This window comes from Bradyrhizobium sp. NAS96.2 (assembly GCF_001908235.1).
Classification (GTDB): Bacteria; Pseudomonadota; Alphaproteobacteria; order Rhizobiales; family Xanthobacteraceae; genus Bradyrhizobium.
Genome location: NZ_LGHK01000003.1, coordinates 26,298 through 45,890 on the forward strand (window position 1 = coordinate 26,298; position 19,593 = coordinate 45,890).

22 protein-coding genes and 1 pseudogene are annotated in these 19,593 nt (G+C 63.6%); 14 read left to right on the forward strand and 9 right to left on the reverse strand.

Annotated features, from left to right (window positions below):
• The first annotated feature begins 52 nt into the window (after positions 1–52).
• On the forward strand, positions 53–718 hold the full coding sequence (locus tag AC628_RS00650; RefSeq protein WP_074124787.1) for a DsbA family oxidoreductase: 666 nt from the start codon (positions 53–55) through the stop codon (positions 716–718).
• An 86-nt stretch (positions 719–804) separates the two neighbouring features.
• Positions 805–1,443: an NIPSNAP family protein gene (locus AC628_RS00655; RefSeq protein ID WP_074124788.1), complete on the forward strand. Its 639-nt coding sequence runs from the start codon at positions 805–807 to the stop codon at positions 1,441–1,443.
• Positions 1,444–1,648: 205 nt separating this feature from the next.
• Here AC628_RS00655 and AC628_RS00660 read toward each other — a convergent pair whose 3' ends face one another.
• Both AC628_RS00660 and AC628_RS00665 read right to left on the reverse strand, forming a co-directional pair.
• The gene (locus AC628_RS00660) at positions 1,649–2,482 is read right to left on the reverse strand and encodes a transglutaminase domain-containing protein (protein WP_074124789.1); all 834 of its coding nucleotides are present in this window, start codon (positions 2,480–2,482) and stop codon (positions 1,649–1,651) included.
• 85 nt (positions 2,483–2,567) lie between these two features.
• Positions 2,568–3,752 (reverse strand): GNAT family N-acetyltransferase, encoded by a 1,185-nt coding sequence (locus AC628_RS00665; RefSeq protein WP_074124821.1) that lies wholly within the window; start codon positions 3,750–3,752, stop codon positions 2,568–2,570.
• A gap of 531 nt (positions 3,753–4,283) precedes the next feature.
• Between AC628_RS00665 and AC628_RS00670 the strand changes: the two genes are divergently transcribed.
• On the forward strand, positions 4,284–5,033 hold the full coding sequence (locus AC628_RS00670) for an SDR family NAD(P)-dependent oxidoreductase (protein ID WP_074124790.1): 750 nt from the start codon (positions 4,284–4,286) through the stop codon (positions 5,031–5,033).
• A 113-nt stretch (positions 5,034–5,146) separates the two neighbouring features.
• Here the strand turns inward: AC628_RS00670 and AC628_RS00675 are convergent, their stop codons facing one another.
• Entirely contained in the window at positions 5,147–5,578 is a 432-nt protein-coding gene (locus AC628_RS00675) for a hypothetical protein (RefSeq protein ID WP_245320962.1), read from the reverse strand.
• A gap of 179 nt (positions 5,579–5,757) precedes the next feature.
• On the opposite strand from AC628_RS00675, the gene AC628_RS00680 reads away from it, so the two are divergent.
• From AC628_RS00680 to AC628_RS45050, 6 genes and pseudogenes are all read left to right on the forward strand, one after another.
• Positions 5,758–5,985: a hypothetical protein gene (locus tag AC628_RS00680; protein ID WP_074124793.1), complete on the forward strand. Its 228-nt coding sequence runs from the start codon at positions 5,758–5,760 to the stop codon at positions 5,983–5,985.
• A 142-nt stretch (positions 5,986–6,127) separates the two neighbouring features.
• Positions 6,128–7,552 carry a caspase family protein gene (locus tag AC628_RS00685; protein ID WP_074124823.1) on the forward strand — a complete coding sequence of 475 codons (1,425 nt, stop codon included), beginning with the start codon at positions 6,128–6,130 and terminating at the stop codon, positions 7,550–7,552.
• Positions 7,553–7,623: 71 nt separating this feature from the next.
• Positions 7,624–9,648: a pyrroloquinoline quinone-dependent dehydrogenase gene (locus AC628_RS00690; RefSeq protein WP_074124795.1), complete on the forward strand. Its 2,025-nt coding sequence runs from the start codon at positions 7,624–7,626 to the stop codon at positions 9,646–9,648.
• A gap of 399 nt (positions 9,649–10,047) precedes the next feature.
• On the forward strand, positions 10,048–10,263 hold the full coding sequence (locus tag AC628_RS00695; protein WP_074124824.1) for a hypothetical protein: 216 nt from the start codon (positions 10,048–10,050) through the stop codon (positions 10,261–10,263).
• Positions 10,264–10,369: 106 nt separating this feature from the next.
• Positions 10,370–10,564: a hypothetical protein gene (locus tag AC628_RS00700; RefSeq protein ID WP_143201356.1), complete on the forward strand. Its 195-nt coding sequence runs from the start codon at positions 10,370–10,372 to the stop codon at positions 10,562–10,564.
• 171 nt (positions 10,565–10,735) lie between these two features.
• A pseudogene (locus AC628_RS45050) lies at positions 10,736–10,917 on the forward strand (JAB domain-containing protein); the annotation flags it as partial.
• A gap of 79 nt (positions 10,918–10,996) precedes the next feature.
• Here the strand turns inward: AC628_RS45050 and AC628_RS46055 are convergent.
• Positions 10,997–11,416 (reverse strand): MGMT family protein, encoded by a 420-nt coding sequence (locus tag AC628_RS46055; protein WP_502689522.1) that lies wholly within the window; start codon positions 11,414–11,416, stop codon positions 10,997–10,999.
• Positions 11,417–11,874: 458 nt separating this feature from the next.
• Here AC628_RS46055 and AC628_RS00715 point away from each other — a divergent pair, with 458 nt between their 5' ends.
• Positions 11,875–12,183: an HdeA/HdeB family chaperone gene (locus tag AC628_RS00715; RefSeq protein WP_083632506.1), complete on the forward strand. Its 309-nt coding sequence runs from the start codon at positions 11,875–11,877 to the stop codon at positions 12,181–12,183.
• 83 nt (positions 12,184–12,266) lie between these two features.
• Here AC628_RS00715 and AC628_RS00720 read toward each other — a convergent pair whose 3' ends face one another.
• Complete coding sequence (locus AC628_RS00720) at positions 12,267–12,728, reverse strand: PaaI family thioesterase (RefSeq protein ID WP_074124800.1); 462 nt, start codon at positions 12,726–12,728, stop codon at positions 12,267–12,269.
• A 44-nt stretch (positions 12,729–12,772) separates the two neighbouring features.
• Complete coding sequence (locus AC628_RS00725) at positions 12,773–14,248, reverse strand: amidase (RefSeq protein ID WP_074124802.1); 1,476 nt, start codon at positions 14,246–14,248, stop codon at positions 12,773–12,775.
• 175 nt (positions 14,249–14,423) lie between these two features.
• On the opposite strand from AC628_RS00725, the gene AC628_RS00730 reads away from it, so the two are divergent.
• The 3 genes from AC628_RS00730 (at position 14,424) to AC628_RS00740 (ending at position 15,231) form a co-directional block, all read left to right on the forward strand.
• The gene (locus AC628_RS00730; protein ID WP_050421256.1) at positions 14,424–14,555 is read left to right on the forward strand and encodes a hypothetical protein; all 132 of its coding nucleotides are present in this window, start codon (positions 14,424–14,426) and stop codon (positions 14,553–14,555) included.
• A gap of 73 nt (positions 14,556–14,628) precedes the next feature.
• Positions 14,629–14,904 carry a hypothetical protein gene (locus AC628_RS00735; RefSeq protein WP_074124804.1) on the forward strand — a complete coding sequence of 92 codons (276 nt, stop codon included), beginning with the start codon at positions 14,629–14,631 and terminating at the stop codon, positions 14,902–14,904.
• A 96-nt stretch (positions 14,905–15,000) separates the two neighbouring features.
• The gene (locus AC628_RS00740) at positions 15,001–15,231 is read left to right on the forward strand and encodes a hypothetical protein (protein WP_050421258.1); all 231 of its coding nucleotides are present in this window, start codon (positions 15,001–15,003) and stop codon (positions 15,229–15,231) included.
• Positions 15,232–15,283: 52 nt separating this feature from the next.
• On the opposite strand, the gene AC628_RS00745 is transcribed toward AC628_RS00740, so the two are convergent.
• From AC628_RS00745 to AC628_RS00755, 3 genes are all read right to left on the reverse strand, one after another.
• A complete protein-coding gene (locus tag AC628_RS00745) occupies positions 15,284–15,490 on the reverse strand; it encodes a hypothetical protein (protein WP_050421259.1) in 207 nt (68 codons plus the stop codon).
• 1,752 nt (positions 15,491–17,242) lie between these two features.
• On the reverse strand, positions 17,243–17,635 hold the full coding sequence (locus AC628_RS00750; RefSeq protein WP_143201357.1) for a hypothetical protein: 393 nt from the start codon (positions 17,633–17,635) through the stop codon (positions 17,243–17,245).
• A 193-nt stretch (positions 17,636–17,828) separates the two neighbouring features.
• Entirely contained in the window at positions 17,829–18,047 is a 219-nt protein-coding gene (locus AC628_RS00755) for a hypothetical protein (RefSeq protein ID WP_074124806.1), read from the reverse strand.
• Between the two features lie 395 nt (positions 18,048–18,442).
• Between AC628_RS00755 and recA the strand changes: the two genes are divergently transcribed.
• On the forward strand, positions 18,443–19,531 hold the full coding sequence (recA, locus tag AC628_RS00760; protein WP_016848520.1) for a recombinase RecA: 1,089 nt from the start codon (positions 18,443–18,445) through the stop codon (positions 19,529–19,531).
• Positions 19,532–19,593: the final 62 nt, after the last annotated feature.

The following is a 19,593-nucleotide window of genomic DNA, read 5'->3' on the forward strand; positions in this document are numbered from 1 at the left end:
TCGGTCTACCTTCGGGGTTCCATTTCCGCGAGGAACCCCCGAGGAAACCCCAATGAGCGATCTGAAGCCGCTTCGCCTCGATATCGTCTCCGACGTCGTTTGCCCCTGGTGCTACATCGGCAAACATCGCATCGAGGATGCGCTTAAGCTGGTGCCTGACGTGCCGGTCGAGGTGCACTGGCGGCCGTTCTTCCTCAACAATTGGGTGCCGCGCGAGGGCATCAGCCGCGACGAATATCTCACGGCCAAGTTCGGCTCGGTCGAGGCCTACAAGGGCATCGCCGGCCGTGTGGTCGCCGCGGCCAGCGAGGAGGGGCTGACCTACCATCCCGAGCTCGTGAAGCGGCAGCCCAACACGATCGACTGCCATCGCCTGATCCACTGGGCTGCGGCCAAGGGCAAGGCGGCCGAGATGAAGCAGCGGCTGATGGAGCTGTACTTCCGCGACGGCGGTGATCTCACCGACACCAATGTGCTGGTGCAGGCAGCGGCCGATGTCGGGCTCGATGCCGACGATGTGCGCAAGCGTCTTGCCACCGATGAGGATGTCGCGCTGGTCTCCGCGCAGGCGCAGGAAGCCGCCGAGAAGGGTATCTCCGGCGTGCCGACCTTCGTGTTCGCGCAGAAATACGCAGTATCCGGCGCCCAGCCGGCCGAGCAGCTCGCCCGCGCCATCCGTCAGGTCTCGGCCGAGATCAACGCACAGGCGGCGGAGTAGTCCGCGGGTCCCTTTCCAAAGCCCGGCTCACGCCGGGCTTTTTCGTTTGCCCACACCACCCATCGGAAACAATCAGGGAGACAACCATGATCTATGAGCTGCGCACCTACACGGTACGTCCAGGCACCGTCGGCGAGATGGTGAAGGCCGCGAGCACGATCTCGCGCGACATCCGCGCCGATAATTTCGGCAAGCTGGAAGGCTACTGGATCACCGAGATCGGTCCGCTCAATCAGGTCATGCACATGTGGAGCTATGCCGATCTCAACGAACGGACAAAGCTGCGCGCCGAGCTCGGGAAAAATCCGCGCTGGACCGGCGAGTACATTCCGGCGATTCGTCCGCTGCTGGTGCGCCAGGAGGTCCGGCTGCTCAATGCGATCATTCCGCCGGTGGCGCCTGCCACCAAGGGCAACATCTATGAATTCCGCAACTATCGCGCCAAGCCGCTCGGCAGTGCCAAGCAATGGCTCGACCTGATCACCGGCGTGATGCCGGAGCGCGAGAAATATTCCAAGATCGTCGGCCTCTGGCAAACCGATGCGGGACAGCCCAACGAGGTCTGCCATATCTGGGCCTATCCCGATCTCAACGCCCGCGCTGCGGCGCGCGGCGCCGCGCTGAAGGATCCGGCCTGGCAGGAATTCCTGGGCAAGGGCACGGCGCTGCTCGAGGAGATGCACTCGACCATCATGCTGCCGGCCCCGCACTCGCCGTTGCAATGAGGGGACGGCTGCGGGCTCGTGCCGGCAGAAAGCCCCACCCGACGTTTCCGTCCGATGGGGCTTTCCAGGCAAGGGCATACGCTGCCTGAGAAACAGCGCTCCGTAACGCTAGAAGCGCCAGCTGACACCAACCTGACGGCGAGGTCGATTGTGTCTTGATGTGTCTGCATGGCTACGAAAGGGTAAACCGTCCGCCGCCTGCGCGCTACGACAGCCAGGGCGGCATCAAGCTCCGTGATGCCGCCTCGTCCAGCACGGCAAATTGCTCCGCGCCGTCCTCGAACGCCGTGACCAATTCGGCCAGCCGGTCGAGTTCGGCAAGGGCGTTGACCTTCAAGACCTTGCCGGCTGGCGCTGCGTCGCGCCAGCTATCCCAATTGGACATTTGCCGGTTCGTGAGCGACAGCAGGTCGCGGTAGACGTTGACGTGAAGAAACCACAGGCCGGTGGTCGCGGCATGCCCGAAGGCACCGGCCGCAACCGCGTTGCTCCTCGCCAGCCGCCAGGCCTGCGACGCCGTCAGGAATGCATCGGGCGGCAGGTTCGCGCAGTCGAACATGATCTGCTGTCGGTCGATCTGAAGCGCATCGAGCTGTGCGTCGGCCTGCAGCCAGCGTTCGTCGGCGGGTGACCAATATTCGCAGATCCAATGGTCGTGATAGATGTCGTCGCCGATGTAGGTGGCAAAGCCGCAGCGGACCCGCGCCGGGATCGACCGGGTTCGGAGCATGCTGCACAGCAGCAGCGCATAGTCGCGGCAGGTGCCGAACGTGCGACGGCACGGCGGGCGGGCCGCGGTGAGCGATCCGGCGAACGACGCCTGGATCGATTTCAAGCGATCTGCGACCGGTTGGGTTTGCCTGATCATCGGCGTGTCAGGCGGGATGCCGTACAGCTCCGCCAGGGCGACATGAACGATCAGCCCCGAGACGACCTCGCGCAGTTCCGAGATCGTCTCGGGCAAATCATCAAATGCGCCGGCCAACGCGCCGGGGTCGGTCAACGCGTCCTGCCGGACGTAGCATTGCTGGATCGTCACGTTCCCGCCAGATCACGACGCCATCGGCTCGCGGCCGTCTTGCGCAGCCTATCGATCCGTGCCGGCTCGCGTAAGGGGGGCCGTGCTATCCGGGCTTGCCGCGCCGGCTGCGGATGAAGCGGACGGTGCTGCGCGCGGCCTCGTAGGCGACATTGTTCAGGGTCAGCGCGCCGTGGATGGCCGCGACCAGCGGATCGCGGCGCCGCAGCGGCAGCAGCACGTCGCCGATCGCGAAGCGGCCGCGCCAGATCGGATCGATCATGGGGTGGCCGGGCGCCGCGGTGGAATCGGCCGAATTGATCGCGGGATCGGCGCACAGATGGCGCGTCAGCTCCAGCGTCAACTGCGCGCCGGGCGAATGCTTCGCAAAGCGCTCGTCGATGCCGATCTTGAAGAAGAAGGCGCGGTCCTGGTGGCGCACCACGATGCCGCCGGCGACCGGGGTGCCGCCCGCATACAGCGTGACGATCTCGCAGCGGCCGGCTTCGGCCATCGCCGCCGTCGCGCGGCGGATGAAGGCCGCGTCGCCGGCATGCTGGCTGAGCGCGGTGCCGCGCTGGCCCTTCCAGCCACCGGCTTCGAGCGCAAGGAACGTCTCGAGCGCAGCCGCAACGGCACGCGGTGTGCGCGCGACGTCGAAGCGCACCGCGCCGTGGTCGGACAGGCGATGACGCTGGCGGCGCAGCTCCTTCAGCTTCTTGGGCCCGAGCGCGTCGCGCAGCAATTCGTCGGCATCACGCGTCGCATCGAGCTGCGCGCGCTGATAGGTGCTCAGCAGGCGCGGCTGCAAATCGTCGCGCGCGAGCACCGTGCGGATCGCCGCCATGGCCGGGCCTTCCAGCGCCATGGTGCGCAGGATCAGCGCATGCGCGCCCGCATCGCGCGCCTGCTGCAACATCTGGCCGGCGGCCTGCTCAGCGGCGTCGCGATCCAGCAGCGGCGTGCACAGCGTGCCGTAGGGTTCGGCGCCGACCAGTGCGGGCAGCGGAATCCGGGTGATCCGCCGCAAGGGCACGACAGGCAGCAGCCCGATCAATTGCCCGGCATCGCCCGCGGCGCTGAGCAGCGATGCGCCGGCGCGGCCGCGCGCGGACGCATCGACCGCCAATTCCCAGTCCGCCTGGTAGTAGCCATTGGGCTCGATCGCGCGCTCGGCAAGCGCGCGCCATGCGCCGACCGGCGCCGCCGACAGCGGCGGCAACGCGCGATCGTCCGTGACATCCTTGCGCGATGCACGGCGCATCATCGCCTGGTCAGCAATATCGGCCACGTCCCTGTTTCCCCGGTCCGCGAGGCTGATCGGCCTTGCGTTCATCGGGGACAACGCTAGCGGAAAGAAATGGAAAATGCCGTTGGGGCCATCCGGCAATTCGAGCGATCATGTTAACGGGGCGTTCAGCATACCGCGCCGCCTATGCGTGTCGCGGCGCCCGCGCGGCAATCGAGCCTGGCCTATGACCGTTCCGCTTCCATCTGCCGCAGGGCGGCCTTGGCCGATGGCCGGCGGCAGCGCACGCAGATCACCCGGAGCAATATCGTCACTGCATGCATCGCGCTTCAGAACGAGGGCTTCGCGCGTCCATCGGCGCAGCAGATCACGGTGCCGGGAATTGCGAATGGGATAGTCCCGCGAGGAGCTGCCCAATCGGTGGCGGTGGAAAAACGCACCCTCGGAACACGCGCGCGATCCGGATCATTTTTGCACCACCGCTGTGCGCACGTCCGCACTAAGCGGCCGATGCAGGCGCGCCTATCTGCAAGGTCCCCGGACGATCCGGGTGTGCAAACCCAGGGAATTGATATGTCGAGATTGGAAGGCAAGGTCGCGGTGATCAGCGGCGGCAACAGCGGCATCGGGCTCGCCATCGCGCAGCGCTTCGTGACGGAAGGCGCGCATGTGTTCATCTTCGGCCGGCGCCAGGACGCGCTCGACAAGGCGGCGAAGCTGATCGGCGGCAGTGTCACCGCGATCCAGGCGGACGCGTCCAGTCTCGAAGACCTCGACCGCGTCGCCGGGACCGTTCGAAAGGCCAAGGGCAGGGTGGACACGGTGGTCTCCAACGCGGGCTTCACCGAACAGGTGCCGCTCCGCGACATCACGGAGGAGCACTACGACCGCACGTTCAACCTGATGGCCAAGGGACCGCTGTTCCTGGTGCAGAAGATGCTCCCGATGATGGGCGGCGGCGGATCGATCATCCTGGTGTCGTCAGCGATGCACTATATGGGCCTGGCAAACCACTCGACCTATGCGGCAACCAAGGCCGCGGTGCGCTCATATGTCCGGACCTGGGCGGCCGAGTTCAAGGACAGCGGCATCCGCGCTAACCTGCTCAGCCCCGGCCCCGTCGATACGCCGATCATGGACTCTCAGGCGTCGACGGCCGAGGAAGCCGCCGCGATCCGCAAGATGTATTCCAACTACACGCCGATGCTGAGAATTGGGCGTCCGGAGGAACTGGCCGCAGCAGCCGTTTTCCTCGCCTCGGACGAGAGCTCGTTCATGACCGGCTCAGACATGGTCGTCGACGGCGGCGTCAGCAACGTCTGATCTGCGAACCGGACCTTTCCTGTAGCGGCGCCTGATCCAGGCGCGGGCGGCGCTCGTGTTTCAGAATCTCATAATATCCGATGTAGGACTGGCGGGCCGGGACGGTGAATGCGCTAAGGTTTCACGCTCCGCTGCGTTTCCACCGCAACGGCGCTCTCGACCGGCTCGTAGGTCTCGGTCATGCAGTTGTCGTCGGCTTCGACCTGCCGGCGATCGAAGATCGCGCCTTCACTGATGAAGACGCGATAGGTCTGCGTCCCCAGCGGCTTGCCGATCACTGATGTCAGTTCGGCGCGCACGCAGGCGGTCCAGCCGGTGCCGCGGGGGTCGTGCAGCGGAGCGGAGACCCGCACATGCGACGGCTGCGAGCCGGCGGTGAACACCGAATCCAGCTTGCCCGCGACCAGCCGCTTGACATCCGGAGGCGTCTCGAGCGGTGCCGGCTCGCTGGCCTTGACCTTCAACATCTCCGGCCACACCGCGTGGCTATCCGCCAGCCCGCAGCCGCTCAACATGAAGGCGGCGCCGGCCAGCAGCGCCGCCACGTGTACCTGTCCCTGTCCCATCGGGCGTATTTAATGTGCCGCCGCCAAGATTGCGCCCCCTGGTGGGGCTGAATTCGCATCGCGCGACGCTTTGTCGATCAACAAATGTCGAGCGACAAGTTATCTTGGGGTAGAGGTGTTGCCGGATGTTTCTACGGCCGCGGGGGAGAGGGACTGACATGAGAAGCTTCACGGTTGCTGCCGTCATTCTGGCGCTGATCGCGACAGCGACCCTGGCCCAGGGCCGGCGAGGCGGTGGGGGTGATGACAGGAAGACGGAGCAGAAGCCCAAGATCGACGAGAAGGCCTACAAGGCCGCGCTCGATCGGATCCCCGAGCCCAAGGAGAAGTACGATCCCTGGGGTGTCACCAAGCCAGCCGCCGATCCGGCCAAGAAACCGAAGTAGTCGCCGCAATACCCGGCGCTCACCGGGTTCCTGCGGCGCGTGGACATGACGACCGGCGTCGGCGGCAGCACATTGCCGCACGGCATGAACCTTCATCTCACGGCTTTCGACCCATCTCCGATGTCCTTTGTCGGAGGCCGCCATGCTTCGCCGTTCGCTCCTCAGCCTGATCGTTCCGGCCGCGATCCTGTTCGGCGCCGTGCCGGCATCGGCGGAAAGCCGTCTGGCGCTGGTGATCGGGCAGTCCGCCTACAAGTCGGTGCCCGCGCTGCCCAATCCGGCCAACGACGCCAAGGCTATGTCGCAGATGCTGACGGATGCCGGATTTGCGGTGACGGCGGCGTCGGATCTGTCCCAGGATGAGATGCGCGCCCGGATCAGCGACTTCGCCGGCCAGGTGGTGGCGAAGGGCGCCGACACCGTGGCGCTGGTGTTCTATGCCGGGCATGGCCTGCAGATCGATGGCGAGAACTATCTGGTGCCGGTCGATGTCGATCCGAAGCGTGAGGCCGACATCCCGATCCAGGCGGTCCGGCTCAACGACATCCTGAACACGCTGACCTCGGTGCCGAGCCGGATGCGCATCGTGCTGCTCGATGCATGTCGCAACAATCCCTTCCCGGAACTCAGCAAGACCGCGGGGCACGGGCTTGCCATCGTCGATGCCAAGATCGGCGCGCCCGGCACCTTCGTGTCGTTCTCGACGTCACCGGGGGCCGAGGCTGAGGACGGCAGCGGCGCCAACAGCCCCTACACGACCGCGCTGCTGACTTCGGCGAAGGAGCCGGGGATCCCGATCGAGGATACGTTCAAGCGCGTTCGTCTTGCCGTGAACAAGGCGACCGATGGCCGCCAGACACCGTGGGACTCCTCGTCGCTCACCGACGACTTCCGCTTCATGGCAGGTCCTTCATCCTCGCCCGCGGCCACGCCGGCGCCGGCCGCGACCAAGCGTACCGTCGACGAATGGAAGCGCGAATTGCAGGGCAAGCCGATCGAGGCTGCAAACGAACTGATCGTGGTGGACGGCACCGACGAAGCCTATGAAGCCTTCGCCGCGATCTTCGCCGGCACGCCGCGCGGCCTGCAGGCGCGCGACTGGCTCGACCGGCATCGCCGCATGGTGGCGTGGAACGACGCTGTTCTCGCCAACACCGCGGCGGCCTATCGCAGTTTCCTCGTGCTGTATCCCGACAGCGATCTCACGGCCACCGCGCGCAAGTTGATCGAACGGTTGCGTTACCGTCCCGACCTGACGCCGGCCACAGCGCTCAGCGTGCCCGCGACCAATGTCGCGCTGGCGGCGCCGACGTGTCCCTGCAACGCCGCGCCGCCGGAGCAGCAGAAGGCTGCCGCGCCGGCGAAGAAGCGCGCCGAACCCGATCCGCCGCGGCGCGCAGGCAAGCGCCCGCCGCGCGTCGTGGTCGAGGGCGACGTCGTCGTGGTGCGCCGGCCGCCCCCGGCCGTGGTCTACGAGCCGGTCGGACCGCCGATCGGAATCGGGATTGGCATCCGCGGCGGCTATCGCGGCAATTATGGCGGCGGCTATCACAGGGGTGGATACTGAGGCGCCAATCGCGTAAAGGCTTTCCCGCATGAGATGCGGCGTCCGATGATCGCATCTTGCGGGAGGACGCAATGCGGTCCCTGTTTCGCCTGCTCGCCGCTCTGGTGCTTTGCGTGCAACCGGCGCTCGCCTGGGAGTATTGGGGAGGAGATCGCGGGGGACAGCGCTTCTCGCCGCTGACGCAGATCACGGCGGACAATGTCGGCACGCTGGTGCGCGGCTGGGAATTCCGCACCGGCGATCTCGATGCCCGCCCGCCCGAGGTCATGAAGCGCACCAAGTTCGAGGTGACGCCGCTGTTCGTCGCGGACAGCCTGATCTTCTGCACGCCGTTCAACGAAGTGATCGCGCTCGATCCCGGCAGCGGCGCGCAGAAATGGCGTTTCGATCCGAAGATCAGCATGGCGCAGCGGCCGGCCAACCGCTTCGTCTGCCGAGGCGTTGCGCACTGGACCGATGATCGTGCGGCCGAAGGTGCGGCCTGCAAGTCACGGATCTTCACCGGCACCAATGACACGCGCCTGATCGCGCTCGATGCCAGGACCGGCAAGCCCTGCGCCGATTTCGGCAATGGCGGCGAGATCAAGATCGATGCCGGCATGAAGCTGGAATGGCCGGGCGAATTTCAGATCACGTCGGCGCCGGTGACGGGGCGCGGCGTGGTCGTGGTCGGGTCCGCGATCGGCGACAACCGGCGGGTCGATGCGCCGGTCGGCGCGGTGCGCGCCTTCGATGCGCGGACCGGCCAACCGCGCTGGATCTTCGATCCACTGGTGCACGACAGCGTCGAGGCCGGCCACAGCAATGTCTGGGCGCCGATGTCGGTGGACGAGGAGCGGGGCCTGGTGTTCCTGCCGACGACATCGCCCAGTCCCGATTTCTGGGGCGGCAAGCGCCCCGGCAATGACGAGCACGCCAATTCGGTGGTCGCGCTGCGGATCGAGACCGGCGAGCTGGTATGGGCATTCCAGACCGTGCATCACGACGTCTGGGATTACGATCTGCCGGCGCAGCCGACGTTGGCGCGGATCGACACCGGCAACGGCATGCGTGACGTCGTGATCCAGCCGACCAAGCAGGGCTTCGTGTTCGTGCTTGATCGCGATACCGGCAAGCCGGTGTGGCCGGTCGAGGAGCGCGCGGTGCCGCAGAGCGGCGCCGAGGGCGAGAAGCTGTCGCCGACGCAGCCGTTTCCGACCCATGTGCCGCCATTGCTGACGCAGCGCATGACGGCCGATGATGTCGGCGGCATGCTGCCGGGCATCGGCAGCGCGGCGTGCGAGAAGCTGCTCGCGCAATCCCGCAATGAGGGGCTCTACACGCCGCCGTCGACGCAAGGCACGATCGTCTATCCGATGACCGGCGGCGGCGTGAACTGGGGTAGCGCGGCGTTCGATCCGGTCAACCAGATCCTCCTCGCCAATGTCAGCCATGCGGCGCATCTCATCACCCTGATTCCGCGCGACCAGGCCAAGGGCTTCAATCCGCCGCCCGGCCATGATTTCGGCCAGCAGCAGGGCGCACCGTTTGCGATGTCGCGGGCACTGGCGAGCACGGAGGTCGGCTCGCCGTGCAACAAGCCGCCGTGGGGTGAGACGGTGGCGGTCGATCTCAAGGCAGGCAAGGTGCTCTGGCATTCGACGGTCGGCACCAGCGAGGATCTCGCGCCGCTCGGCATCGCGCTCAATACCGGCACGCCGCTGCTCAATGGCGTTGCGATCACCGCGGGCGGACTGGTGTTCACCGGCGCGATGGATGCCTATCTGCGCGCGTTCGATGTCAAGTCGGGAAAGCAATTGTGGCTCGGCCGGCTTCCGGTGCCGGGCGTCGCCAATCCGATGACCTATCTGTGGAAGGGCGAGCAGTATGTCGTGATCGGTGCCGGCGGCCATTCCGAAGGCGGCACATCGATCGGCGACAGCGTCGTGGCGTTTCGCCTGCCGCGTCAGGGCGAAGCTGTTTCGCCTCTCGCGCGCCTGATCGATCGTCCCGGTGGGCGGCTGACCGTCAAGGCGGTCGCTGGCGGTCTCGCGCTCGTCGCCCTCGTTGCGTCGTTGTGCCGCTGGCGGCGGAGCCGCCGCTCGCGATCCGCTTAGGTGCTCCCTGCCGCGGGTGCGCACCGCCAAAACATCGAAAACAACCCCATGCAAAGGAGCCGGCGGCCGCCGGCGTTCGAAACGCAACTTGACACGTCGGGCAAGTCAGGGGTATATTTCTAATATTCCGAAATTGTGCAAGTGTCGCCTCCGCTGAAGCGCGACGGATTCAGGTTGAATCGGCCTGGCGGCATTCGCTGCATCTCCCCCGCAACCGGAGAGCGAGCGCAGTTTCTTCGTGGATGCAATTGAACCTAGTGCAGGCGCGGACAGGCGCGATCGCGATGCACGCGTCTGGTCCCAAATTGCCTGCGCAATCCTAGCGCTTGATCCCTATCAAAAATGCTGGCGTCATTTGGGTTAGAAGAGGGGCGCTCACAGAAGTCTCAGGAGGTCCCGATGTCGCACTTCGTAGTCTGCTTCACGAAAGATGTGCTCGGCGATAACGGTCGGCAGGCCGAGATTTGCCAGAGGATCCTGGAGATCGACGCTCCGACTGAGAGCGAGGCGAAGGAGATCGCCAAGGAAAGATTCTGCAAAGCCGAAAGACTTTGCGATTGGTCGCTGCATGCCGACCGCATCCGGGTCAAGTCTGCTGACTTTTCCGTCGCATAGACCAGGCGGACAAGCTGGCGGGGGGGCGGTCGGCGCCCTTTCGACCTTGGCCCTGCGCGATAACATCGGCGCATGAATGTCGCAAATCCAGCAAAGGAGCCACCACGTGACCAAGCGCGTCCTTGAGAGGTTTTCCGCGTCTGGGTGGAGACTCGTCACCATCATGGACAACACGATGCCACCACGACATCCCAACGATGACGATGACGATGATGATGATGACGAGGACGAAGACAACGACACCGAACCGGATGACGAGCGCCAGCCGCCGGTCGTCAGAGAACCCGACGAAGGCGAATAAGCGCGAAGGCTCGTGCAACTTGATCAGCGCCTTGGTCGCCGGAGGAGATACGCGAGCCAATGTCGCGTATTGGCCCTAATGCGAAGTCCGGGCGGGCTTTGTCTGCTTGTCGCGGTAGACCGGAAGTCACTGAACGCCACTCCGAACGGCGCTTTTGACCCCAAGCGGACATCATGCCGTCCGGTCGTGCTGATGCAAAATCATCCGGGAGGAGACCCAACACCATCGCGTGCTGACATCGAGATGACGCGAGTGATCGTTGAGATCGCGAAGCAGTTCGTATGACAACCCAGGACCACATCATCGTCGGCAAGCAAGGTCACGCCAGTCTGAAAAAACTGAAGCCGATCTAAACGACGTCGCTTCTTTGGGCCAAAGCGGACCTTATCCTCGGACCCAAAAAGAACACACGCGCGTTCGTCCGCAGAGCGATCAGCGGATGCGCGCACCGCGGTTGTACCCGCGCATCTTTCCGTCGCTCGCAACGACGCGATGGCACGGTATCGACGGATCGTAATTTGATCGCATAACGGCTCCGACAGCCCGTGCCGCCTTCGGATTTCCAGCTCTTGAAGCGACCTCTTTGTACGTCATCGTCTTGCTTTTCGGTATTTTCCGGACGATATCGCGCACTTTGTCGGAGAACGTCTTTTTCATATGCCAAGCGTAGCCTTCTTCCGGTTGACCGCCAGGAGTGTTCCTTGTGTTTGTATGGAACGTAATTCCTGGCCAACCGTTCCCGGTACCGACGATAGTCACAATCGCCGGCGGCGTCCGGCAACGCGCTGCTTCCGACTGGTCCGGTGTTGGGTGCTCTCCGGACGTCTCATCAACGATCCTCGACCGCCGCATTTGACCCTAGCTGTGTAAAAACGCGAAAGACCGAAACGCGGCTAGAACTACATTCCTCAGTTCGTCGTCTTTGTTGAAATCGCTTGCGCTCATGACCGCCGGATCGGTCTTGGACGCATAAAGTGTTCTATCGAGCTCAATCAGTTTGGCGTTTTCACACAGCCAAGACCCCCCCCTGGGCGGACATTCCCCAAAGCATCGCCGATGCTTTGAGAGCGACACGGACCTCGCTATCCCCGCTCGCATACACTGGATTTTCGAGTACACGCCCTGTTCTAATCATGTTTTAGCGCGGCGCCGTCACACATCAGAAACACGAATTCTCAATGCGTGCACCGAAACGACGTTCGTGCTGATCCGCGCGATGCCGTGCTTGCGTTCGATGTAACGCATCGCTTACGGGTCGCGGGCGGACACGCTGGCTTTCCCAGCGACCGGTTCATTCCAGATCATTGCCCATGGAGATTGCGATGAAGAAGATCACTGCACCGATCCTCTTGGCCGCCGCGCTTGCCTTGCCGTCCGCGCCGGCCAACGCCACCGTCCTCGATCTCTCGACCATGACCTGCAAGCAGTTCGTCGAAGGCGGCGACGACAACATCAAGATGGTGCTGATCTGGATGGATGGCTGGTACAAGGGCGATTCCGACGAGGCGATCATCGACACCGAGGTGTTTACCGAGAACGCCAAGAAGTTCGGCACCTATTGCGGAAAGAATCCGACCATCAGCATCGTCAACGCCGCCGAGGCCGTTCTCGGCAAGTAAGCTTTTTGTTTTGAGCATAATCTCAGCGCAAACGCGTTGCGTTTGTCGCAGGAAAACCGCTTCGCACTTTTCCGGATGATGCTCTATCCCGGCAACATCGCGAACGCGCTCGACACCATCGCCACCGGCTTGTTGTCGGTGGCGGAGGATAGCGTGACACGACCGAAGCTCATGGTGCGGCCGAGCCGGACCACGCGGGCGTCAGCCAGCACGTCGGAGGCGGTCACCGCGCGCATGAAATGCGTGGTCTGGTCGACCGTCGTCATCGGGCGATAGCCCTTGTTGGCTGCGAGGTTGGCGAGCACCATCGCGGTGTCGGCGAACGCCATCAGGGCCTGGCCGCAGACGATGCCGCCATTGCGGCACAGCCGCTCCGAGAACGGCATGCGCAGGATGGCGCCGGGCTGCCAATCGGCAGCGTTGCCGGGCGGCGGTGTGAACTCGAACTGCTCGATCGACAGATTGAGATCCTGCACCCACGGCGCAAAGACGTCGCCGATCACCCGTCGCGCCTCGTCGATCCCGAATTCACCGGCCTGCTGCATGACGTCCCGTTTCCCCTGTTGATTTATTGTTCTCTATCTATCGCCTAGTTGCGCGTGACATGCACGAATGGCGTCTTGCCGGCATTCCACTTGCCGTCGATCGCCCGCTCGATCTGGGCGGCGAGCTGCAGCAGCAGGCCGTCATCGGCCTGTTTTGCGATCGCCTGGATGCCGAGCGGCAGGCCGTGCTCGTTGGTCGCGAGCGGCAGCGAGATCGCCGGGATGCCGCAGAGGTTTGCGAGCGGTGTGAAGGCGAAGTTGCGCCAGAGATTGCCGAACCAGTCCAGCACCGACGGGTTGTCGCTGATGGTGAGATACTCCGTGGTGCCGACCTTCGGCGTCGGCAGCGCCGTGATCGGGGTCAGGATGATGTCCCAATCCTCGAAGAACGCGCCGAAGCCGCGCGCCGTCGTGTTGAAGGTGGCCTGCATGCGGGCGCGATCGGCGAAGCTAAAGTCGCGGCCATGCTCCCAGATGCGGATATTGATCGGCTCGATCAGGTCCGCCGGTGGCCGCTCCAGGCCGCGCGCCGCAAGCATGTTGCCGATCACGACGGCGAAATTGCTGATGTAGCAGGTGGTCTGCGCCGCGAAGGCTTCCGTGTAGTCGAGCGACGGCAGTGCGTAATCGACCTGATGGCCGAGACCTTCGAGGAAGCGTCCGACCCGCTCGAGCTCGGCGGTGATATGCGGCGTCGCGCGGTAGTCGCCCCAGGTGTGCGACAGCGCGATCTTGAGGCGGCCGGGGTCGCGCGCGATCATCGCTGCGTAGGGCTCCTGTGGGGTCCAGAACGGCATGAACTCGCCGGGCGCAGGTCCGCGACACGCGTCGACGAAGGCGGCGGTGTCGCGCACCGAGCGCGACTGGCAGCCCTGGATCGAAACGAGGCCAGTGAGATCGGACAGATGCGGCGCGAGCGAGAACACGCCGCGCGATACTTTCAGTCCGATATTGCCGTTGACGCCGGCGGGAATCCGGATCGAGCCGCCGCCGTCGGTCGCATGCGCGATCGGCACCGCGCCGGCGGCGACCATCGCCGCGCTGCCGGCCGACGAGCCGCAGGTGGTGTAGTCGGTGTTCCAGGGATTGCGCGTGACATAGACCGCGGGGTTCTCGGCCGAGCTGCAAACCCCGAACTCCGGCGTGGTGGTGCGGCCGATCAAATTGAGACCGGCCTTGCGCAGCTTGGTGGTCAGGAAGGTGTCGGCTGCGGCGCGGTTACCGCGCATCATCAGCGAGCCCATCTCCTGCAACCGTCCCTTCAAGGTCGGGCCGAGATCCTTCATCAGGAAGGGCAGGCCGGCGAACGGGCCGTTGAGGTCGGCGCCGTCGCGCGCGGGATCTGCGATCACGTCGTCGAACAGCTCGACCACGCCCGAGAGCGCGGGATCGACCTTGGCGACGGCAGCGGCTGCCTGCGCCGCCAGCTCCCGCGGCGTCAGCTCGCCGTTGCGGACGCGCGCGGCGAGCGCTGTCCCGTCATGCCGCGTCCATTCGTCCCAGCTCATCGCCAAAGTCATGTCGTCGATTCCTTTTCTGCTTTGTTGCGCACTGTAATTTGCAGAGCCGCCCGGTCAAACCGTCGCGCTTGCGCTGCGCTCCGAGGCGCTCGCGCTGCGCTGCAAGCGCCGTGCCCGGCTTGAAAATGCCCCAGTTTTGGCGCCCAATTGCCGCTCGTCAGCGTTGGGGGCGTACATGTTCCGCAGGTTGGTGTTGCTGGGCGGCGTGATCGCGATCGGGCTTGCGCTTGGTGGCTGCACGCGATGCGGTCCGATCTGGGACGACTGGATGCAGTCGCCGAAATCCTGCAAATCAGACCACCTCTAGGCAGCGATGGACACGCTTGGCGACCGCTTTCTTGCGGTGATATACCGCTGACGAAAATGCAAGGAGCGTTCTGATGAGAGTTTTGAGCGCAGTTGCGGTTGCGGTGCTGCTGTCGGCGCCGGCCTATGCGCAAATGCCGAACGTCAATCTGATGCCTGAGGTCAAGTCCAAGTCCCAGGAGGAGAAGGATCGGGATGCGGTCAACGACAAGGCCTACAAGGACTCGTTGAGCAAGATTCCGGATGCCAAGGGATCGTCCGATCCCTGGGGCGCGGTGCGCAGCGATGCGCCGAAGGCGGCGGCCCATCCCGCCAAGCCGAAAACCAAGACCGGAAGCTCCGCGCAGTAACGCTCCTTCGGGGCGGCTTCCACTTCCTGCAGACTCGGATTCTCGCGGCGTCACCCCTATATTGGGTGCGTCGTCAGTTGGTCCGGAGTTGCGGCAATGGTATTTCGTCCGCGCGATCTCGCCAGCCGGATGGCCGCGCGGCGCAAGCCGGATGACGGCTATCTGCGCGAGACCTTCAGCCTGCCGCGCGATCAGGCCCGCCTGCGGGCGCGCGCCTTTCTCAAGCGCTATCCGAAGGCTGCCTATATGAGCGCGGTCGAGAGCTGGCGTGAGCTGCCCGGCGGCGAGATCGAGTTCACGATGCGGCGGCTGGCCAGCGCAGACTGAAGCGCGCGGCCTGTTTGGCTTGCGCGGCGGAGCCAATCCAACCCGCCGCGCCTCAATCCCGATCGCTCTGCCCGCGGGGGCGTCCCAGCCCGAGATTGTTCAGCTCGCGGTCGATCCGCAGCTGCACGCGGCGGATCGCCAGGAGGTCGAGTTTCGCTTCGGTCTTGCCGGTGAAGACCCGGTCACCGATCTGGAAACGCCATTTCCAGACGCCGGCCGTGACCTGCGTGACGCTGAATTCGACGCCCTTGTGAATCATCTGGAACGGTTCCGCGAAGGAATGGCGGTCGTCGATAATTAAACTAAAGGTTGTATAATTAACGCCCGTAAAACGATGTTGTGAACTGCAGCGCCCGTCCGGACGTCGGTGTGGATCCCGAAGTGGATCCATCCGCCGGCGGCACGCCGCGTCTCGCGACGCGAAATCTGGCGTCGGCCCCGGCGCGCCAATGTTACGAACACTGGCGGAACCCGAGTCTTCCAGTGAAGGCTACGTAGTTTTTTTGGGGGGCAGGAGGGATACCAAGGTAGTATGCAGATTGTGCCAATCGCACGCCGCTGTCACCAAATCTGCCGGTAACTCGTTGATTATCCAGGACACTTGGGACGAGGGCGGATCCGCCTGCTCGCGGAACTTTGTTCTAGCCCGGAGAACTACGGATCGCGCCGGACCGCTATCCAAATGGTCCGAGAACAGGCCGGCGCGGCGCTCCGGAGCGTTGACCCATTCAGTCGATCGGACGCCCGACAGCACAACGCCGCCCGCTTGAAATAGCTGCGGACGGCGTTGGCCCTAGCCCCAGGAAGGTGAGCAAAATCCTGATGACTGGAAGCCTATACAATTTGTGCCAAAGGACATGTCCCAAATTGGCTATCACCGTTGCCAACCCGAGCGACCTCGGCCTCGGCGCACAGCAAGAACAGATGACGTCCCATGGAAAATGATGGGGCTAGAACATTTACTATGCCGCCTCGGTAGTCCTACTGAGAACATCAGCCAGGCCGCGGTTTCCGTTCGCTCCATCCGACGCGAAGGCATTCAGCCGATGCCGTCCCCGTCAGAACGCTCGCGCAAGGGACCAGGACACGCGGGCATAGGAACGAGCGCAGCGCACTCCGGATTATCTCCTGTCCGGGTGCTGTTCCTGCCGGGCAGCATCGGGACGACCAAAGTGCAACTCGGCCCCGGTTAGTGCCCACTCGCTGGGGCCGCTCCTTTACACCAGCGATACACCAGCGATCCGGAAGAGAGGAGCCGCGCGAACCCGAGGCGGCTGCGGGCATGGCGTTTGACCAGCCTGGCCAAGCACTTCACGGTTCAAACTCGCGGGCAGAAAACTGCGAACGAATTGGGCACCATCGAAATCTATATGCCCAGAACCGTGCATAATCCCCCCGGGCGCGTGGCACAAACTGCATACTGATTGATGGCCGTATAAAAAGCCGGTGACCGCTAGATCATCCCGTGATCGCCACACGGGCCGTGCCACCGAGAACATCGGCTAAGTCATGGTTTCCCTTTGTTTAATCCGAACGGCAAGATTCTCAAATCCAATTGGGGATTCGGGTGCTGTCCTAGTTAGGACACTCGCAGATTGGAATCGGGACACTTGTCAAAGTGAGGTAATCCGGGATGGACCATTACGGTTGCCAGCGCTCCCGATACAATGTGATTGCGCTCACAGTGAGCGCTAGTGGGACGACTCCGGCCGCCATCTAGCCCCTGCGAGCGCGCCGGGGCCGTCTCGGGCACCCCCACTAATGATCAGTTCCGTTCTTCGGAACACCGTGCTCTCCCGGAATCCTCAAACCTGTGGATAAGAGTAAAGTAACTCTTGCCGAGGTGAGAGCATTTCAGGGCGTGATATTTTCGAGAATTTCCTTGGCTGGGGGCCGTGATTCGCGAGCGGCCCCCTCTCGATTCAGCCGGCGCGGTAAGGCGGCCTCAGCATCACCTCCAAGGGTGCTGGGGCCGTTTCCTTTAGGAACGGGCGCGCCGCGCTCCAGGTTGTCACATGTTCGGGCGTTGTCCTTGCCGGGCAGCGGCTTGGACGATCAAAGTGAGACCAAGCCGGAATCGATAGATGTCTCCATCTACCTTCCCAAATTCCAGCAATCGCGTCTGGCATTCATCACAAATGACATCGATAGACATCGAATGGTGCATGTGATGGCCGCCGTCGCTAACGGCGGACTCAATCTCGCGCCAAAGCATTGTTTTGAAATTCGCCAGCTTAGGACCAATGACCCCATCCCAAGAGGCCTGACCCCAGTCACGCGCTCCCCACGTCCAGCTTCCAACACGGTCGGCCTCCGCATCCGACCAATCCATATGCATCTGATAGATTTGGCTTGGATCGACGCCAACACGAATAGATCGCCTACCGGGCAAATCAGCCTTCACTCGCTCTACCAAACGAGCGGACTTCTCCTGATCTTTTAGTTGGCTTTCGAGCGCCCGGCGATCCTTGCATCACCCTTCTTGCTCACGAGGCGGCTCAATACTGCTGCAATACTCCGAGAGCGCTTCCTTGGTGATGACGGTGCTTTCACCCTTGGCGTGTGCGTCTTTCCACGGGTCCTGTACCTTTCCAGCATCAGCGTAGACCGATCCGGATTACGGCCAGTTCCGCAATTTCCTTTGCATCGCCGGTCCCGGCCGACGCCTCAATGACCTTGCGAGCCACCATCTCACAAAGCGGGTCGTTTCGGTCAACCAAGCCCATTGAGTGCAGGGCGTAGTTGAAGGCCTTGTTTAGAAGATCGATTTGCTCGGGCGTGTATTCGCCCTCTTTCAGCAAACGGTTGATTGGCATTTTACGCCCCAGCCAAAGTGTAGTTCCATCACCATAGCACAGGAACTCCGTTCACCCACGGAGAACACGGACGGAACTGGCACAAACTGCATAGTGAACCTTATGGCCTCATTAGAGCTGATAGGGACGGCAGAACATCCCGTGATCGCCGTTCGGTAGTCCTACCGAGAACAGCGGCTAAGCCATGGTTTCCATTCGCTTAATCCAAACTGGGACACTTTCAAATTCAGCTTAGGACACGGGGGCTTAATACGGACAGCACCCATATCTTCAAAAGAACATATTGCGAACGCGGAACAAACGTGGTACGAGATTCCTATCAACAACGCATTCTGCCTGATCTCACCCGCCGTTTGTCCCGCTAGCGAATCCTCGCCATAAGGAGCACATCCCAAATGTCCGCCACTGCACTGCGTATCGTCGAAGGATCCTCCATGGACAAGTCCAAGGCCCTCTCAGCCGCGCTCTCCCAGATCGAGCGCCAGTTCGGCAAGGGCTCGGTGATGAAGCTCGGCAAGAACGACCGTTCGATGGATGTCGAGACGGTGTCGTCGGGATCGCTCGGGCTCGACATCGCGCTCGGCGTCGGCGGCCTGCCGAAGGGACGTGTCGTCGAGATCTACGGGCCGGAATCGTCGGGCAAGACCACGCTTGCGCTGCACACCGTGGCGGAAGGCCAGAAGAAGGGCGGCATCTGCGCCTTCATCGACGCCGAACACGCGCTCGATCCGGTTTATGCGCGCAAGCTCGGCGTCAACATCGACGAGCTCCTGATCTCGCAGCCCGACACCGGCGAGCAGGCATTGGAGATTTGCGACACGCTGGTGCGCTCCGGTGCGGTCGACGTGCTGGTGGTCGATTCGGTCGCGGCGCTGGTGCCGAAGGCCGAGCTCGAGGGTGAGATGGGCGATGCGCTGCCGGGCCTGCAGGCGCGCCTGATGAGCCAGGCGCTGCGCAAGCTCACCGCCTCGATCAACAAGTCCCACACCATGGTGATCTTCATCAACCAGATCCGCATGAAGATCGGCGTGATGTACGGCTCGCCGGAGACCACGACCGGCGGCAACGCGCTGAAGTTCTATGCCTCGGTCCGCCTCGACATCCGCCGCATCGGCGCGATCAAGGAGCGCGACGAGGTGGTCGGCAACACCACCCGCGTCAAGGTGGTGAAGAACAAGCTGGCACCGCCCTTCAAGCAGGTCGAGTTCGACATCATGTATGGCGAGGGCGTCTCCAAGATGGGCGAGATCCTCGACCTCGGCGTCAAGGCCGGCATTGTCGAGAAGTCAGGCGCCTGGTTCTCCTATGACAGCCAGCGGCTCGGCCAGGGTCGCGAGAATTCGAAGGCGTTCCTGAAGGCGAATCCCGACATCACGGCCAAGATCGAGGCCGCGATCCGGCAGAACTCCGGCCTGATCTCCGAGCAGATCCTAGCCGGCACGCCCGAGCGCGACGCCGAAGGTGAAGAGCCGACGGAGGAGTAGACCTCAAGGCAGACATGATTTCGCTGGAAGCGGGCGCTGAGGACGTTGAGTTGCCGACGTCT

Coding starts and splice junctions, on each gene's coding strand:
- AC628_RS00735 (WP_074124804.1), top strand. CDS start 14,629: ATGAGAGTTTTGAGCGCAGTTGCGGTTGCGGTGCTGCTGTCGGCGCCG.
- AC628_RS00680 (WP_074124793.1), top strand. CDS start 5,758: ATGAGAAGCTTCACGGTTGCTGCCGTCATTCTGGCGCTGATCGCGACA.
- AC628_RS00720 (WP_074124800.1), bottom strand. CDS start 12,728: ATGCAGCAGGCCGGTGAATTCGGGATCGACGAGGCGCGACGGGTGATC.
- AC628_RS00690 (WP_074124795.1), top strand. CDS start 7,624: ATGCGGTCCCTGTTTCGCCTGCTCGCCGCTCTGGTGCTTTGCGTGCAA.
- AC628_RS00740 (WP_050421258.1), top strand. CDS start 15,001: ATGGTATTTCGTCCGCGCGATCTCGCCAGCCGGATGGCCGCGCGGCGC.
- AC628_RS00695 (WP_074124824.1), top strand. CDS start 10,048: ATGTCGCACTTCGTAGTCTGCTTCACGAAAGATGTGCTCGGCGATAAC.
- AC628_RS00670 (WP_074124790.1), top strand. CDS start 4,284: ATGTCGAGATTGGAAGGCAAGGTCGCGGTGATCAGCGGCGGCAACAGC.
- AC628_RS00745 (WP_050421259.1), bottom strand. CDS start 15,490: ATGATTCACAAGGGCGTCGAATTCAGCGTCACGCAGGTCACGGCCGGC.
- recA (WP_016848520.1), top strand. CDS start 18,443: ATGTCCGCCACTGCACTGCGTATCGTCGAAGGATCCTCCATGGACAAG.
- AC628_RS00730 (WP_050421256.1), top strand. CDS start 14,424: ATGTTCCGCAGGTTGGTGTTGCTGGGCGGCGTGATCGCGATCGGGCTT.
- AC628_RS00685 (WP_074124823.1), top strand. CDS start 6,128: ATGCTTCGCCGTTCGCTCCTCAGCCTGATCGTTCCGGCCGCGATCCTG.
- AC628_RS46055 (WP_502689522.1), bottom strand. CDS start 11,416: ATGCGGCGGTCGAGGATCGTTGATGAGACGTCCGGAGAGCACCCAACA.
- AC628_RS00725 (WP_074124802.1), bottom strand. CDS start 14,248: ATGACTTTGGCGATGAGCTGGGACGAATGGACGCGGCATGACGGGACA.
- AC628_RS00755 (WP_074124806.1), bottom strand. CDS start 18,047: ATGCCAATCAACCGTTTGCTGAAAGAGGGCGAATACACGCCCGAGCAA.
- AC628_RS00655 (WP_074124788.1), top strand. CDS start 805: ATGATCTATGAGCTGCGCACCTACACGGTACGTCCAGGCACCGTCGGC.
- AC628_RS00715 (WP_083632506.1), top strand. CDS start 11,875: ATGGAGATTGCGATGAAGAAGATCACTGCACCGATCCTCTTGGCCGCC.
- AC628_RS00650 (WP_074124787.1), top strand. CDS start 53: ATGAGCGATCTGAAGCCGCTTCGCCTCGATATCGTCTCCGACGTCGTT.